Annotated in this window: 6 protein-coding genes; 5 read left to right on the top strand and 1 reads right to left on the bottom strand. The window is 64.8% G+C overall.

Features of this window, described 5'->3' with window-relative positions:
* Nucleotides 1–25: 25 nt before the first annotated feature.
* Nucleotides 26–1447 carry a condensation domain-containing protein gene (locus AB0H22_RS19150; protein ID WP_180751111.1) on the bottom strand — a complete coding sequence of 474 codons (1422 nt, stop codon included), beginning with the start codon at nt 1445–1447 and terminating at the stop codon, nt 26–28.
* A 301-nt stretch (nt 1448–1748) separates the two neighbouring features.
* Here AB0H22_RS19150 and AB0H22_RS19145 point away from each other — a divergent pair, with 301 nt between their 5' ends.
* The 5 genes from AB0H22_RS19145 to AB0H22_RS19125 all read left to right on the top strand — a co-directional run bounded on the left by AB0H22_RS19145 (nt 1749) and on the right by AB0H22_RS19125 (nt 17585).
* The gene (locus tag AB0H22_RS19145) at nt 1749–12953 is read left to right on the top strand and encodes an SDR family NAD(P)-dependent oxidoreductase (protein ID WP_358148170.1); all 11205 of its coding nucleotides are present in this window, start codon (nt 1749–1751) and stop codon (nt 12951–12953) included.
* Between the two features lie 182 nt (nt 12954–13135).
* Complete coding sequence (locus AB0H22_RS19140; protein ID WP_358148430.1) at nt 13136–14425, top strand: MFS transporter; 1290 nt, start codon at nt 13136–13138, stop codon at nt 14423–14425.
* Nucleotides 14426–14487: 62 nt separating this feature from the next.
* Nucleotides 14488–15465 (top strand): GlxA family transcriptional regulator, encoded by a 978-nt coding sequence (locus AB0H22_RS19135; RefSeq protein ID WP_180751113.1) that lies wholly within the window; start codon nt 14488–14490, stop codon nt 15463–15465.
* On the top strand, nt 15462–16229 hold the full coding sequence (locus AB0H22_RS19130; RefSeq protein ID WP_358148166.1) for a DJ-1/PfpI family protein: 768 nt from the start codon (nt 15462–15464) through the stop codon (nt 16227–16229). The genes AB0H22_RS19135 and AB0H22_RS19130 overlap by 4 nt, the downstream gene beginning before the upstream one ends.
* Before the next feature lie 78 nt (nt 16230–16307).
* Nucleotides 16308–17585: a citrate synthase gene (locus AB0H22_RS19125; protein WP_358148164.1), complete on the top strand. Its 1278-nt coding sequence runs from the start codon at nt 16308–16310 to the stop codon at nt 17583–17585.
* Nucleotides 17586–17607: the final 22 nt, after the last annotated feature.

Raw genomic sequence — 17607 nt, 5'->3', positions numbered from 1 at the left:
TCATCCTTGCTCCGACATTGCCAAGCTACGCGACGCGTCCCCAGTGCCCGCTGTCAGCGACCCGCACGCACACAGACTTCATGGCCTCCATGTAGCGGAGAGCTGATTTCTCGGCGACCGGGTTGTCGGGATGCATGATCGCCATCACGGTGCCTTCGCCGTACCGGAATATGTAGACAGTCAACTGATAGGAGAATCGGCCGTCGGGATAGATTCCGATGTTGTTGGCAAGGCCCATCTCGCCTGCCGCGAGAATGGCGTTGAGCGGGGCAGCGCCGCCATGCAAGAAGTTCGTCACCGGAAAGTTCGGCTCTGGCCACTTCAACCACGGGGCCAACTCCAGTACCCGGTAGTAGGGCACTCTCGCCATGTCCAGACTGGAATCGAAGGCGGTCTGCGCCGCATAGGCGGCATCGTTGAAGGAGGTTGCCGCGATCGGCACGACGATCGGGATCAGGCCGGTGAACCAGCCCTGCGTCATGAAATTGTCGCTGGCCGTGCGGGAATCCCTCGGAGTGAGCCCGTAATACGTTAGAGCCCCGGTGAATTCGTGCTCAACCAGGCCGAGGCAGGCGAACAAGCCGCCGACGAAGCGCGCGCCGGCCGCCGAGCAGGCCGACTCGAAACGATCGGTCTGATCTGCGCTCATCAGAGCCAGGGAGGTCATATCGCTGCGGGTGGACTCGGACGGGCTGCCGAGGGGAAGCGGAAACTCGGGAAAGGTCCCGTTGTTGTTCTCGGCGAAGTCGATCCATGCGCGTACCCCCGGCGAATCCAAGGTCAACGTTGACGTGAATTCCCTTTCGCGCGTACAGAAGTCGTCAAAGCTTCCGGCATCGGGAAGCGCCAGGGCCTGGCCGCTCGCGGTCAACGCCGAGTACATCCCGTTTGCTTCCATCATCGTGGTGCCGATCAGTGTCGCGTCCCCGTGGACGTGATCCATGGCAGCGAAGAACGTGAAGTGATTTTCGTTCTGGATGATTCCGAAGGTGAAGCATCCCCATTCCAGGGGGCTCGGTATATCCACGACATGACCGCGTATTTCGTCAACTGTCATGTGACCCTGATCGACCGGCGCGAATTCAATGTCAGCTGGATCGATGATCGCGTGCCTGACGAACTCTCCGTCGTCGGTGTGCGCAAACCAGCTGCGGAATGTGTCGTGCCTTCGCAGATATGTGTTGAGGGCGTGGTCCATTGCGGGAATATCGCACTGACCGGGCACATCACAGCTGGCGATGATTTGCCGGGAAAAGTTTAGTCCCGAGGCTGTGCGTTCGTAGTAATTACGAAGATGCTGGCTCTGCATGTAGCTGATTGGCACCGAACTCACAGGTGCTTGTAGGGCTTTCTCGGCGGCAGTGGGGGTAGGGTGCCAGGAGGTGACGGAGCCGGGACTTAACGTCCATTCATTAAGTGCGCCAACGGTTATCGTGCCTATGCGCAAAACACTGTCCCTCTCAATCGGCCGGGCCCCGCGTCCGGTAACACTCGTTGCCGGATCAACATACCCTCGGTTCGGCGAACTGTGGACCACCCGGCGAAACTGGGAAAACATATGCGGCACATGGCATACCGAAAATAACTAGAACTTTGAGTCCGGGTAAATTGATTTTTGGTAACACCCGTGGGCGTGATCTTGTTCGGCTAGAGTCGCGTTCACACCCCCCCCGACGTGCCGCGTCACATTGGCGAGCGACGACGTCTCGGGTCACTTTCTCATCCGCCGACGCAAGGAGGCCCCCAGTATGAAATCCGCCGAATATCCGATCGGGCCAGCGCCGAGTTTCGCAATCATCGGCTACGCAGCGCGTTTTCCGGGTGCCGCGGACGCGGACGAGTTCTGGGATGTGCTGCGTGAAGGCCGGGACGCGATATCGGAGGTGCCTGCCGACCGATGGGATGTCGACGAGTTCTTCGACCCGGAGCCTGGCGTGCCCGGCAAGATCGTGACCCGTCGTGCGGGCTTCGTCGATGACGTGACGGGGTTCGACGCACCGTTCTTCGGTATGTCGACGCGCGAGGTCAGATTGATGGACCCGCAACACCGGCTGCTTTTGGAGATGGCGTGGCGCGCGGTGGAGCATTCGGGCACCGCGCCAACGGCTTTGGAGAACACCAACACCGGTGTGTTCGTTGGTTTGGCCACTCACGATTACCTGGGAATGGCCTCCGATGAGCTGACCTATCCCGAAATCGAAGCCTATATGGCCATTGGGACGTCGAACGCTGCGGCCGCGGGCCGGATCAGCTACCGGCTGGGGCTGCAGGGACCCGCGGTTGCCGTCGATACAGCGTGCAGCTCGTCGTTGGTAGCAATTCATCAAGCGTGCCAAGCGCTTCAACTCGGAGAGTGCGACCTCGCACTGGCCGGCGGCGCGAATGTTCTGCTGACCCCCGCAACAATGATCACGTTCTCTCACGCGCATATGCTCGCGCCCGACGGCAACTGCAAGACCTTTGACGCGGCCGCAGACGGCTACGTGCGAGGCGAAGGCGCAGGTGTCATCGTCATCAAGCGTCTTGAGGACGCGATCCGCGACGGCGACCGGATCAGGGCCGTGATCCGGGGTAGCGCGATTAACCAGGATGGCGCATCGGGCGGGTTGACGGTGCCCAATGGCGTTGCTCAGCAGCGTGTTATCGCCGATGCGCTCAGGCGTGCCGGCGTCGCGCCCAGCGATGTCGGGTACCTGGAGGCACACGGCACCGGGACATCGCTGGGCGATCCGATCGAGGCTCAGGCAGCCGGTGCGGCGTATGGCATTGGCCGCGAAGCGAACGATCCACTGTTGATCGGCTCGGCGAAGACGAACATCGGACATCTGGAGGCGGCCGCTGGTATCGCGGGTGTCATCAAGGTCATCCTGTCGCTTGAGAACGAGCTGCTGCCGCAGCACCGCAACTTTCAGAACCCGTCACCGCACATTCCCTGGGACCGGCTGCTGGTGGAGGTCGTCAAGGAGGCCACCCCCTGGGAGCGCAACGGGCGGCCACGCATTGCGGGAATCAGCTCGTTCGGATTCGCCGGGACCAACGCTCACGTCATCCTCGAAGAGGCTCCGGAGCGGGCAGCGGCACCGATCGAGACGACCGGGGAGCACCGGTCGGATGTCGCCGACGGTGCGGCTCCGCGGTTGGATGTCGCCGACGGTGCGGCTCCGAGATTCAGCATTCTCCCGCTCTCGGCGCGGACGCCCGCGGCATTGGCGCAGGTCGCCGATCTGTACCGCAGCTGGTTGAGCGAGCACCCGGAGGCCACCTTGGGGGATGTGTGCTTCACCGCCGGAGTCGCGCGAGCACACCTGGAGCACCGGGCCGCCTTGGTGGTCAATTCGAGAGAAGCTGCCGTCGAGCTGCTCGGCGCTGTCGCGGATGACCGCCCGGCGCCCGGTCTCGGTAGGGGAGAATCCCATGACACGCCGAAGACGGCGTGGCTGTTCACCGGCCAAGGCAGCCAGTACCCCGGTATGGCCCGTGAGTTGTTCGACACCGAACCGATCTTCGCCGAGACACTGAGTCGATGCGCGGCCGTGGTCGCTGATGTTCTCGAAAAGCCTTTGCTGGACGTGATTTTCGATGTGGACGGTCCGGAAAGAGAAGAGACGCTGCGGCAGACGTCCTACGCGCAGCCCGCCTTGTTTGCGGTGGAGATGGGTTTGGCTCGGCTCTGGCAATCGTGGGGCTTCGAGCCGGACGTGGTGCTGGGGCACAGCGTGGGCCAGTATTCGGCGGCGTGCGTTGCGGGCGTGTTCAGTCTCGAGGACGGCGCGCGGCTGATGGCCGAGCGCGGCCGCCTATTCGGCAGTCTGCCTGCGGGCGGTCGGATGGCCGCGGTGTTCACCGACTCCGCGCGTGTCGAGAGCCTGACCGACGAGTTTCCGAGTCTGTCGGTTGCCGCCTACAACGGTGCCAACACCGTATTGTCCGGGCCCGCACAGGATCTGGAAAAAGCGGTGGCGGGGCTAGTGGCAGGCGGAGTCCGATGCGACTTTCTGGAGACCAGTCACGCGTTCCACTCGGCCCTGCTGGACCCGATCCTCGATGAATTCGAGTCATATGCGAGTCAGTTCAATTACAAGACTCCACAACGGATTCTGATCGACAACCGGACCGGCGCGGCGCTCGGCAGAAGCGTGAAACTCGATGGCGCCTATTGGCGTCGCCACGCGCGCCAACCGGTGGAGTTCGCGAAGAGTGTGCGCACCCTCGCCGACATGAATTGCAAGGTGTTGCTCGAGATCGGTCCACAACCGGTGCTCACCGCCGCAGCCTTGCGGGCCTGGCCCGATCCGGCCACCGCACCACGGGCGATCGCGTCCCTGCGTCGAAACACCGCAGACCACCGACAGATCACCGAAGCCGCTGCCGACGCATACGTCTTGGGGTACCTGCCCGAGTTCGGCGCGTTCCAGCACGGGCACGCACGAAAGCTCGACCTACCCACCTATCCGTTCGAACGTCGCCAGTATTGGTTCAGCGACAACCGAGACAACCGAGATGCCCCGAACCAACAGCAGCGCATCGGCGGACCGCGCACCGAGGCTGTCCGGCTACTCGAGGACGGAAAGATCGAGGAACTCGCGAATCTACTCGACGGTGCGGGCGGCGACGGACAGACTCTGAACGTGCTGACCAGGCTTGCGGCGCAACACAACCAGCAGCGCAGCACCCAAACCATCTCGGATGACCGCTACCAGTTCCGCTGGGAGAAGTCGCCCACGCCACTCTCCGGTAAGGAAACCGGCGCGGGCATTACCTGGCTTCTCATAGGCGAGGTATCTGGCGCGGCTGCGCCGCTGGTCGAAGTGCTGACCGCACGTGGGCATCAGCATCGGATCCTCGGGTTGCCGGCGTCCGACGCCGACGAGCAACAGCTCGCAGATGCGTTGCGCGCTGCGGCGGCAGGCGCCTTGGCGCAGGAACAAACGCTACGCATCGTGCACGTCGCGGCACTCGACGCGGGTACACCCTCGACGCGGTCGCTGCTGCGGATGCAACACCAAGTGTTGGGCGGAACGCAGCGACTCTTCCGTGCCGCGGCCGCCGCTGAACTGCGGACTCCCATCTGGGTGGTCACCCGTGGCGCACTGCGAATCACCGACGCGGACACCGTGGCGCCGGAGCAGAGTGCCCTGTGGGGATTCGGCCGCGCGGCCGCGCTGGAGCTTCCGCAGGTGTGGGGCGGACTCGCCGATCTGGCTGATGCCAGTGCTGACGAATGGTCACAGTTCATCGGTCGCGCCTCGGCATCGAGCGACGTGGCCGTCAGGGAGGACCAGATCGCGTTGCGCGATCAAGCGGTCTACGTTCCCCGGCTGGTTCGGCGGGAGGAACTGCCCAGCGGTAAACCGCTGGAAGTGCGTGATAACGCAACGTATTTGGTGACCGGCGGGCTGGGTTCGATCGGACTGGAGATCGCCGGGTACTTGGCCGCCCGCGGCGCCAAGAATCTGGTGCTAACGAGTCGGCGCGAACCCAGCGAGGCCGCGAGGCAGCGCATCGACGCACTGGGCGCACAGCACGGCTGCAAAGTCCGGGTCGTCACCGCCGACGTCGCAGATGCGCACGACGTGGCACGCCTGCTGGCGGGCGTGCAGGCTGAGCTATCGCCGTTGGCGGGCATCGTCCACGCTGCGGGCGAGATCGGTACCACCCCGCTCAGCGGCCTCGACGACGCAGAAGTAGACCGCGTCTTCGCCGGTAAGGTTTGGGGTGCTTGGCATTTGAGCGAAGCCGCCCTGGGCGACCCGGCCCTGAAGCTCGACTTCTTCATCAGCACCTCCTCCATCGCATCGGTGTGGGGTGGCTTCGGCCAGACCGCCTACAGTGCGGCCAACGCCTTCCTCGACGGGCTCGCCTGGCGTCTGCGGGAGCAAGGCATTGCCGGAACCAGCGTCAATTTCGGTCCGTGGACGGCGGGCATGGCCGACGCGGAATCCCGTGCGCGACTGGAACAACGTGGGATCAAGACGTTGTCGCCGGCCGATGCCCTGGCCGGCCTGGCGGACGTCGTGGCGGCCTCCGCGGTGCAGGGCGTCATCGCCCGCATCGACTGGGCCCGTTTCCTGCCGCTGTACCAGCAGGCAGGGAGACGAGCATTCCTGGCGGAGCTAGAGCGCGAGGTGCCCTCGCATCTGACCGCGTCGCCGGCGGTCACGCAGTCGGGCAAGACGCAGTTGGTCGAGCGGCTCACGAACGCTCCCGTTCAGCAGCGCAAGAAGCTCTTGACCGACTACCTGCGCGACGCGGTGGCAGAGGTGACGCGCGTGGACGTATCGGAGATCCGCGAGGATGCGGGGTTCTTCGACCTCGGCATGGATTCGCTGATGGCCGTCGAATTGCGACGTCGCATGGAACAAGGCGTGGGCAAGGAGATACCCGTCACCCTGGTGATGGATCATCCACGCATTTCCGATGTTGCCGACTACCTGCTCGGCGAGGTGCTCGGGCTCAAAGAGCAGGTCAAGTCTGCGCCTCGGCAGGCGACGACACGCACGGACGAACCGATTGCGATCGTCGCGGTGTCGTGCCGATTCCCCGGCGCGCCCGACCCGGAAGCCTTCTGGGACTTGCTGTCCGGCGGTGTCGACGCGATCCGGGAAGTCCCGGAGGACCGTTACGACATCGACGAGTTCTACGACCCGGATCCAGAGGCCGCGGGCAAGACCTACACGCGCTTCGGTGGATTCCTCGACGGAATCGATGGGTTTGATCCTGAATTCTTCGGCATCTCCCCGCGTGAAGCAGTGTGGATCGAGCCACAGCAGCGGCTGATGCTGGAAACGGTATGGGAGGGCTTGGAGCGGGCCGGCTACTCGCCGGCCGCGTTGCGCGGCAGCCGAACCGGCATCTTCGCGGGAGTGGGCGCAAACGAGTATGCGCACCTGCTGTCGTCGGAGTCGCTCGACAAGATCGAGCCCTACTTCATCACCGGCAACGCGCTCAACGCCATCTCCGGCCGGGTTGCCTTCGCGCTGGGACTTGAAGGACCGGCGGTGGCTGTCGATACCGCATGCAGCTCGGCCTTGGTGGCCGTTCATCAGGCCGTCCAGGCACTGCACTCCGGCGACTGCGACTTGGCATTGGCCGGCGGCGTGAACGTCTTGTTGAGTCCGGTGACGGTGATCGCGGCCTCGCGCGCGAGGATGCTGTCGCCCGTCGGGCGATGCAAGACGTTCGATGCCTCCGCAGATGGCTACGTGCGCAGCGAAGGCTGCGGAATCCTCGTGCTTAAGAGGCTGAGCGATGCGCAGCGCGACGGCGATCGGATCTGCGCGGTCATTCCCGCCAGCGCAGTGAACCAGGATGGCGCCTCCAGTGGTCTGACGGTACCCAACGGCGGTGCACAGCAACGGCTTATCGGTGCTGTGCTGGACCGGGCCGGTCTGGAAGGCGGAGACGTCGACTACCTCGAGGCGCACGGCACGGGTACTCCGCTGGGTGATCCGATCGAGGTCCAGGCGGCCGCGGCGGCCTACGGTGGCTCGCGTGATGCGGACCGGCCGCTGCTGATGGGATCGGTGAAATCCAATATCGGTCACACCGAATCGGCATCCGGCGCAGCAGGTCTCATCAAGGTGGTGCTGTCGCTTCAAAACGGGGTGTTGCCGCGGAGCCTGCACTTCGACAAGCCGTCGCCGCATATCCCATGGGACTCGCTACCAGTGCGGGTCGTGGACGAGGCGATTCCGTGGCAGGCCAACGGCAGGCCGCGGCGCGCCGGTGTGAGTTCGTTCGGATTCACCGGAACCAACGCGCACGTGCTGATCGAGGAGGCGCCGGAACAACCGGCGGCCTTGGACGAAGGTGCTACCGACGTCACAGATGGCGCGCCGGAACCTCAGGGCGACCAGGTGAGTGTGCTTCCGCTGTCCGCGAGGTCACCGGAGGCACTGGTCGCGGTGGCGCAGCGTTATGAGTCATGGTTGGCCGCCCATCCGGATGTCGCCATCGAGGATGTGTGCCTCACGGCGGGGAGAGGCCGGTCGCACTTCGAGCATCGCGCCGCGCTGGTCGTGGGTTCGGTCGAGGCCGCTCGCGAGGGGCTGGCCGAGCTGGTCCAGAACCGTCTGCGCCCCGGTGTCGTTCGTGGCGAGCATACGAATCATCCGACGACGGCATGGCTGTTCACCGGGCAGGGCAGCCAGTATCCCGGGATGGCGCGTGAGTTGTTCGACGCAGAGCCGGTTTTCGCCGAAACCGTGACGCGTTGCGCTGAAGCAGTCAAGGATATCGTGGCGCGTCCGTTGCTTGAGGTGATGTTCGCTACCGATCGCGAAACCGGTGGAGAAGCTGGGAAAGTCCTGCGGCACACGTCATTCGCGCAGCCGGCGATCTTCGCCGTCGAGATGGGCCTGGCCCGGCTGTGGCAGTCGTGGGGCATTGAGCCCGATGTGGTGCTGGGGCATAGCGTCGGCCAGTATGCGGCCGCATGCGTGGCAGGAGTGTTCAGCCTCGAAGACGGTGCGCGACTGATCGCCGAGCGTGGCCGACTGTTCGGCAGCCTGCCCGCGGGTGGGCGAATGGTGGCGGTGTTCAGTGACGCTAAGCATGTCGAGCAGATCGCGGGCGAGTTCCCGCGAGTATCGGTCGGTGCCTACAACGGACCGAACACGGTGCTTTCCGGTCCGGGCGAGGACGTGGAACAGGCCGTCGCGCGCTTCGAGGGAGACGGAATCCGCTGCACCTGGCTGGAGACCAGCCACGCCTTCCACTCGGAATTACTGGATCCGGTGCTCGATGAATTCGAGTCGTACGCAGCACAGTTGGAATTCGCGGTCCCTACGTTGCCTCTCGTCTGCAACCGCACCGGTGCCGTGCTCACGGCTCAAACCCCGATCGACGCCCAGTACTGGCGACGGCATTCCCGCCAACCGGTGCAATTCGCCGAAAGCGTTCGCACCGTGGCGGCACTGGGTTGCGCGGTGTTGATGGAGATCGGTCCGCAACCGGTGCTGACCGGGGCCGCGGTGCAGGTCTGGCCGGAGCACTTGGCCGCACCTCGGGCAGTCGTCTCGCTGCGTAAGGGCATTGACGACCGGCGCCAGATCGCCGATGCACTGGCCGCGGTCTACGTCAGCGGCCACCGACCTGATTTCGCTGCGCTGCACCGTCGACCCCATCGCACGCTCGAATTGCCCACGTATCCGTTCCAGCGCAGGCGTTTCTGGCCTAAGACGTCCGGTATCGCGATAGACGGTCCCGCGGTCTCCGGAATCCTGGGAAGTGGGAAGGACCTCGCCTCTGGCGATTCCGTCTACACCAGTCGGTTGTCGGTCAAGTCGCAGCCATGGCTGTCCGACCACGTCATCTACGGCACCGTCGTGGTCCCCGGCGCTACGTATGCGGCGATGGCCTTGGCTGCGGTCGGCGCTCCGGCACGGGCCAAGGATGTGTTCTTCTACGAGCCGATCATCCTGCCGGAGAAGAGCTCTCGCGAGGTACAGCTGTCATTGCATCCGCTCGAGGATGGCGGTGGGTCGAAGTTCCAAGTGCACAGCCGCCCATATGGTGAACGCGATGCCGAATGGTCGTTGAACGCCGAGGGCACGGTTGTCACCGGCATCGACGACAGCGCGGATAGCGTGGACAGCACAGCCGAGTCGACGTCTGAGGCGGAGCCCGTTGATGCGGCCATCGAGCGGATGGAGCGCATGCGTCCGCACGAGTTGTTCGAAACCTTCGCCGACCTGGAACTGGCATGGGGCCCAACCTGGTCCGGTTCACTGAAGTCGCTGTGGCTTGGTGAGGGTGAGGCGATCGGCGACGTCCTTGTTGGTGAGGAACTGGCCGAACAGCTGGGAACCGAACCGATGCACCCGGTGCTGATGGATCTGTGCACCGGTGTCGCGTTCCCCGCGTTCCCCGCGCTGCTCGCGGCAGAGCAGGGCGTCAGCGATCTGTTCCTGCCCTTACGGTATGGGCAGGTGACGTTGAAGGAGAAGATGCCTCGGCGGTTCTACTGCCGAGCGCGGTGGCACGAGAGCGCCCTCGACAGCGAGACCCAGGTCTTCGATCTCGACTATCTCGATCGGGATGGCCGTCATCTGGGCGGGATTCGTGAGTTCACGGTGAAACGTGCGCCTCGCGAGGCGCTGCTGCGCGGTCTGGGTGGCGACGCCACCCGACTGCTGTACACCCTTGGCTGGCACGAGGTTCCTGCACCGCCCTCCGAAGACAACACAGCCGAGGCCGAAAATGCAAGTGGCACCTGGCTGATCGCCGGATTCGACGAACTGGCCGCCAAGGTGCCGGGCTGCATCCCGCTGCACCGGACCACTGATTCGGAGCTATTGGGACAGGTGTTGGTACAGGCCAAGGAGAGTGGTCTGCCGTTCTCCGGCGTCGTGTGGCGCGCTGCCGCGCCCAACCCGGAGGAGTCGAGCACCGATATCGCCGCGCGCGTCGAGGCCGAGATCGCCAACCTGCTCAGCGCCGTGCATACCGTGCAGGGCGGTTCCCAAAACGGCGGCGTGAAACTGCCCGGCGGGCTGTGGATCGTGACCGAGGGGGCTGTGGCCACCGAATCGGGCGAGCCGGTCGATCCGGTGCAGGCCGCGCTGTGGGGATTCGGGCGAACCACGATCAACGAGGAACCGGCGCTGCGCGCCAGACTCGTCGATTGCGACGGATCGCCTGAGGCCGTGCAGGCACTGGCGAATTTGTTGGTTACTCCGATTGAAGAGCCGGAAATTGCACTGCGCCAAGGCAAGCTGCTGGCCTCCCGGTTGTTGCCGTGGGCACGTAGCGGGCATCTCACGGTGCCGCGCGGAGGTGACTACGTACTGGCTCCCACCGAACGTGGTGCGATCGACAACCTGAGGATCACCGAGAAGGACGTGGCATCGCCGGACGAGGGCTACGTGCAGGTGCGGGTTGAGGCCGCGGGTCTCAACTTCCGCGATGTGCTCAACGTTCTCGGGCTCTACCCGGGCGATCCCGGACCGATCGGCGGCGACTTCGCCGGTGTCGTCACGCAATTGGGTGAGGGTGTCACCGGAGTCGAGGTGGGCCAGCGGGTCTACGGCTCCATGCAGGGTGCTTTCGCCAGCCGATTCAACGTGCCGGCCCAGTTCCTGGCGCCGATTCCCGACGGGATTAGCGCGGTCGAGGCCGCCACGATTCCCGCTGCGGCGCTGACGGTGCGGCTGTCATTCGACTGGGCACAGCTCAAGCCGGGTGACAAGGTGCTCATCCACGCCGCCAGTGGTGGCGTCGGGCTGGCGGCCATCCAGATGGCCCAACAGTTCGGGGCAGAGGTGTTCGCCACGGCCAGCACCTTCAAGCGTGCGACACTGCGTAAACTGGGTGTCAAGTACGTGTACGACTCGCGCACAACCGATTTCGCCGATCAAATCCTGGCGGACACAGACGGTGCCGGCGTGGACGTGGTGCTCAACAGCCTGACCAGCGAAGGCTTCATCGAGGCGACGCTGCGAGCCACCGCCAAGAACGGCCGTTTCGCCGAGATTGCCAAGCGCGATATCTGGACCCCGGAGCAGATGACCGAGGCCCGTCCCGATATCGCCTACGAGATCGTCGCGTTGGACACGGTGATGTTCCAAGAGCCCGAACGTATTCGGGCTCTGCTGACCGAGGTGTCGGAGGGATTGGCCGACGGCGAGTGGACGCCATTGCCCGCCGAGATCTACCCGCTGACCGAGGCCAGGACGGCGTTCCGCCGCATGCAGCAGGCCCGGCACATCGGCAAGATCGTGTGCCAGATGCCGAATCCGCTTGCACCGCGGCCGGATCGAACCTATCTGATCACCGGTGGTCTCGGTGCGATAGGTCTGCACACCGCGGCGTATCTGGCCCAACTCGGTGCCGGTGACATCGTGCTGACCAGTCGGCGTGCGCCGGATGCGGCTGCACAACAGCTGATCGACGACATCACCGAGCGGTACAAGACCCGCATCCATGTCTTCTCGGCCGATATCGGCGAGGAGTCCGAAGTCGCGAACCTGCTGCAGCGGATTCGCGCGGAGCTGCCACCACTTGCCGGGGTGGTACATCTGGCGGGTGTGCTCGACGATGCGCTGCTGGGTCAGCAGAGCGTGGAGCGATTCCGAACAAGTTTGGCGCCCAAGGCATTCGGTGCCGGTTACTTGGACAGGTTGACGAGGGGCGACGATCTGGACATCTTCATCGTGTCCTCCTCGGTGTCGGCGTTGTTCGGTTCACCGGGTCAGTCCAACTACGCGACCGCGAATGCACTGCTCGACGGTCTGGTCGCGCAGAGACGCTCGCAAGGCTTGCCCGCCACCGGAATCAACTTCGGTCCTTGGGCTCAAGGTGGCATGGCTTCGTCCGAGGCCGCGACCGCGAACATCAGTGCGCAGGGCCTGATTCCGCTGGAACCGTCGGCGGCACTCGCCGCTCTCGCCGAGGCCATCGCCAACGGAACCGGCCAGGCCACCGTCATCAAGGCGAACTGGCAGCGTGCCGCCAAGGTGCTGGGTAGTTCGCGTCCGCCGATCCTGGACCTGGTGTTGCCGAGTGTCATCGGGGAGGTGACCGGTGATAGCGAGTTGCTCAATCAGCTGATGGAGATACCGGTGCCGCAGCGGGCCGGTTTCGTCACCGAGTTCCTTCAGCGCGAGGTGCAGAACTTCTTGCGGTTGGCGCAACCGCCGGCTGCAACGAATCGGTTCCTGGACCTCGGCACGGACTCCCTGATGGCGATCGAACTCCGCAATCGGTTGCACAGCCAATTCGGCGGCAAGTTCACGATCAACGCGACAGCGGTATTCGACTACCCGACCATCGGGGGGCTCGCCGAGTATCTCGTGGGCCAGCTGCCCGACGCAGGTTCAGAATCGGGCGACGCAGAGTCCGTCGAAGGGCCTGACGTGGGTTCGGAGTCGGGCGAGGCAGAATCCGTCGAAGCGCCCGAGTCGAAAGATGAACCGGCCGACACATCCGTTCACGCGGTGACGACATCGGGCTAAACCCGACGGCGAGCGGGAAGATCCGGCGGGCGGAGTGCGTTAACCACTACTGGCTCGGCAAGTTCACTACCGTGGACGTCGGTCCGGATGTCGAGGTGTGTGTCAGCCAGTAGCGAGAGGGGAGGCCCGGTGGTGTGTGGCCGGGCCCTGGCGAGTGAACGGGCACTGCCCTGAGAGGTTTGATCGCCGACGTCACGCCGCTCCGTAACCCGGATTTCCGGCGTCTGTGGCTGGCCGGGGTGGTCACGGTTATTGGGGCGGGTCTCACGCTCTTCGCTGTTCCCGTGCAGATCTATGCGCTGACACAGAGCTCGGCGTATGTCGGACTGACGGGTGTTTTCGGGCTGGTTCCGTTGGTGGTGTTCGGCTTGTGGGGCGGCGCACTTGCCGACCGGATGGATCGTCGGACCCTGCTGATCATCACGGCGGTGGGGCTGGGGGTTTCCTCGGTGCTGCTGTGGGTGCAGGCCGCTTTGTCGGTCAACAACGTGTGGGTGGTGTTGTGCCTGCTCTCGGTGCAGCAGGCGTTCTTCGCGGTGAACTCGCCGACCCGCGCCGCCGCCATCCCGCGCATGCTTCCGCTCGATCAGCTGCCCGCCGCCAACGCCCTGAACATGACAGTGCAGCAGTTCGGGTTCATTGCCGGACCGCTGCTGGCCGGAATATTGCTCAAGTGGGTGGATCTGTCGGCGCTGTACATGATCGACGCGATTGCGTGTGTGGCGCCCATCTGGGCGACGATCCAGCTGCACAAGATGCCGCCGAGCGGTGTGTCAAAAGACGCGCGCACCAATGGCTTCCGCGATGTTCTCGACGGCTTTCGGTATTTGGCAGGGCACAAGATCGTGCTGATGTCCTTCGTGGTGGACCTCATCGCGATGATCTTCGGGATGCCGCGGATCCTGTTCCCGCAGATCGCCCACGAGGGGTTTGGGGATCCCGCCGACGGCGGCACCGTCATCGCGTTGTTGTCGGCGGCAATATCGGCGGGCGCGGTGATCGGCGGGGTGTTCTCCGGCTGGTTCCACCGGATCGACCGGCAGGGACTCGCGGTGGTGGTGAGCATCGTGGTGTGGGGGCTGGCGATGGTGGGCTTCGGGCTCACCGCGCACGCGCCGTTGCTGTGGCCGGCGCTGTTTTTCCTGATGATCGGCGGCATCGCGGACATGGTGTCGGCGGCCTTCCGGACGACGATCTTGCAGTCGGTGGCGACCGACGATGTGCGCGGCCGATTGCAGGGCGTGTTCACGGTAGTGGTCGCCGGGGGACCGCGGGTCGCGGACGTTACGCACGGTGCGGTCGCCGCCGTGGTGGGTACGACGGCAGCCGCTGCCGGTGGTGGCGCCCTCGTGGTGGTCGGGGTGGTCATCGCCGCGCTGCTTGTGCCCGTGTTCGTGCGGTTCCGGACCTCGTCCGCTGAATCCCCGCGTCTGCTCGCGGCCTCTGATGAGCAGCGGCCGCCGGATTCCTGATGTCCTAATTTGTGGGGTACCTGACCTAGACGCCATTGCGCAGGTGGCGAATAGTGGAAGCCGTGACTCGATCTGTAGTAATCCTGGGGTTCCCGGGAGTCCAGGCCCTCGATCTGGTCGGGCCGTACGAGGTGTTTGCGAGTGCGTCGCAGTACTTGACCGGCGCGCCCGGCTACGACGTATCGCTGGTCTCGAGCGACGGCGCCGCCGTCTCCACCGGCTCGGGCCTGGAGCTGGTCACCCGTCCTCTGCCGGATCCTGGTGAGGGATGCGACACGTTGCTCCTGCCGGGCGGTGTCGGTGTGGCCGCGGTCCAACGGGACGCCGCCCTGATGGACTGGATTCGCGCCTCGGCACGGTCTGCCCGCCGAGTGATCAGCGTCTGCAACGGTGCGTTCCTGGCCGCCGAGGCGGGTTTGCTCGACGGGTGTCGGGTCACCACACACTGGGCGTTGGCCGACACACTCGCAACCGAGTTCCCGAGCGTCACCGTGGATCCCGATCCGATTTTCATCCGCAGCTCGGACAAGACATGGACGGCGGCCGGTGTGACCGCGGGTATCGACCTGGCGCTGGCGCTCGTCGAGGACGACCACGGCGCGGAGGTGGCGCAGACCGTCGCGCGCTGGCTTGTCCTCTACCTGCGCCGCCCGGGTGGACAGTCCCAATTCGCCGCCCCGGTATGGATGCCGCGGGCCAGGCGCATGCCGATCCGCGATGTTCAGGAGGCCATCGAGGCCGAGCCGGGAGCTTCGCATCGGATTGGTGAGCTGGCGCGCCGTGCGGCCATGAGCCCGCGGCATTTCACCCGGGTGTTCACGGCGGAGGTGGGCGAGGCGCCGTCGGCCTATGTGGAACGCATCCGGTCCGAGGCCGCGCGCCGCCAGCTCGAAGAGACCGACGACACCATGACGGTGATCGCAAACCGCTGCGGGTTCGGATCTGCGGAATCCTTGCGCCGCAACTTTGTTCGCCGCATAGGCGTATCGCCCGACCAGTACCGCAAGACCTTCTACCGAACCGAAAGGACTTCCTTATGACCCAGATCGCGATCGTGCTGTACCCCGATTTCACCGCACTGGATTTCATTGGCCCGTATGAGGTCTTGCGCTTCATGCCCGATACCGAGGTCCGATTCGTGTGGCATCAACCGGGGCCCGTCACCGCTGATTCCGGGGTGCTGGTCATCGGTGCCACGCACTCGTTCGACGAGACGCCGTCGCCCGATGTCGTACTGGTTCCTGGCGGCCCGGGAACAACCATGGCCGCGCGCGACGAGGAATTGTTGGAGTGGTTGCGCCGGGTTCATCCGGCTGCCACCTGGACCACCTCGGTGTGCAGCGGTTCGCTGGTGCTGGCGGCGGCCGGTCTGCTTGAGGGCCGCCGGGCTACCTCGCATTGGTCGACGCTGCCCGCGCTCAAGGCGTTCGGGGTGACACCGGTCGGCGACGAGCGCATCGTGCACACCGGTCACGAAGGTCTCGTCACCGCGGCGGGCGTATCTGCGGGTATCGACCTGGGGCTGTGGCTGGCGGGCCAGATCGCGGGGGAGGAGCGGGCCAAGGCGATCCAGCTGAGCATCGAGTACGACCCGCAGCCGCCCTTCGATTCCGGGCACATGTCCAAGGCCAGCGCGGCCACCAAGGCCACCGCGACAGCGGCGCTGGCCAGGGATGTGTTCAGGCCGACCATCATGGCGGCGGGTGCGCTGCTGGTGTGGGACCGCGCCCTGGAGGCGGTGCGTTCGCGGACGGTTGGCCGTCGATCGCTTCGCCCGCGCTCGACCTCTCGACCTCGACCCTGACCAGGCGCCCTGAAGGCGGAGCGACTACCTTCTCTATGAACGTTCTTGCGGAGCCGCTGAACCTCAGAAGGGATGCCTGTGGCCGACAACAATGATTTCGCTACTCTCCAGTACCCCGGAGGCGAAACCAAGCTGGATATCGTCCGTGCGACCGAAGGCTCGGATGGCTTCGCGTTGGGCAAGCTGCTGGCCGATACCGGCTACACGACATTCGATGCGGGCTTCGTCAACACCGCATCGACCAAGAGCGCCATCACCTACATCGACGGTGACGAGGGCATCCTGCGCTACCGCGGTTACCCGATTGAGCAGCTGGCCGACAAGTCCACCTTCATCGAGGTGAGCTATCTGCTTATCTACGGTGAGCTGCCCACCCCGCAGCAGCTGGAGGATTTCACCACCAAGATCCAGCGCCACACCCTGCTGCACGAGGACCTCAAGCGGTTCTTCGACGGCTTCCCGCGTAATGCACACCCGATGCCGGTGCTCTCCAGCGCCGCGAACGCGCTCAGTGCCTACTACCAGGACTCGCTGGACCCGCATGACGACGCCCAGGTCGAGCTGTCCACGATCCGCTTGCTCGCGAAGCTGCCCACCATCGCGGCCTACGCCTACAAGAAGTCCGTCGGGCAACCGTTCCTGTACCCGGACAACTCGCTGACTCTCGTCGAGAACTTCCTGCGGATGACGTTCGGCTTTCCGGCCGAGCCGTACGAGGTGGACCCGGAGATCGTGCGGGCGCTCGACATGCTGCTGATCTTGCATGCCGATCATGAGCAGAACTGCTCGACCTCGACGGTGCGATTGGTCGGCTCTTCGGACGCCAACCTTTTCACGTCCGTCTCCGGTGGCATCAACGCGCTGTGGGGTCCGCTGCACGGCGGTGCGAACCAGGCCGTGTTGGAGATGTTGGAGCGCATCCGCGCCGAGGGCGGCGACACTCACGACTTCGTGCGCAGGGTGAAGAACCGCGAAGACGGCGTCAAGCTCATGGGCTTCGGACACCGTGTCTACAAGAACTACGATCCGCGTGCCCGCATCTGTAAGGAGCAGGCCGACAAGATCCTCGGCAAGCTCGGCGGCGATGACCAGCTGCTTGAGATCGCCAAGGCGCTTGAGGAAGCTGCGCTCACCGACGATTACTTCATCGAGCGCAAGCTGTACCCGAACGTCGACTTCTACACGGGTCTGATCTACCGGGCCATTGGCTTCCCGACGCGCATGTTCACCGTGCTGTTCGCCCTCGGCCGGCTGCCCGGCTGGATCGCGCACTGGCGCGAGCTGCATTCGGAGCCAGGCAAGATCGGCCGTCCGCGCCAGATCTACACCGGCTACGGAGAGCGTCAGTACCCGTAGTCCTTTCCGCCGATCGCGCAGT

Source organism: Mycobacterium sp. NPDC050853, from assembly GCF_040653875.1.
Lineage (GTDB): Bacteria > Actinomycetota > Actinomycetes > Mycobacteriales > Mycobacteriaceae > Mycobacterium.
The sequence above is the reverse complement of the archived record's forward strand: the minus strand, read 5'-3'. Positions and strand labels throughout refer to the sequence as shown.

What these genes read in the sequence shown, in the direction of transcription:
- AB0H22_RS19145 (WP_358148170.1), top strand. Translation starts at nt 1,749, where the DNA reads ATGAAATCCGCCGAATATCCGATCGGGCCAGCGCCGAGTTTCGCAATC.
- AB0H22_RS19130 (WP_358148166.1), top strand. Translation starts at nt 15,462, where the DNA reads ATGACCCAGATCGCGATCGTGCTGTACCCCGATTTCACCGCACTGGAT.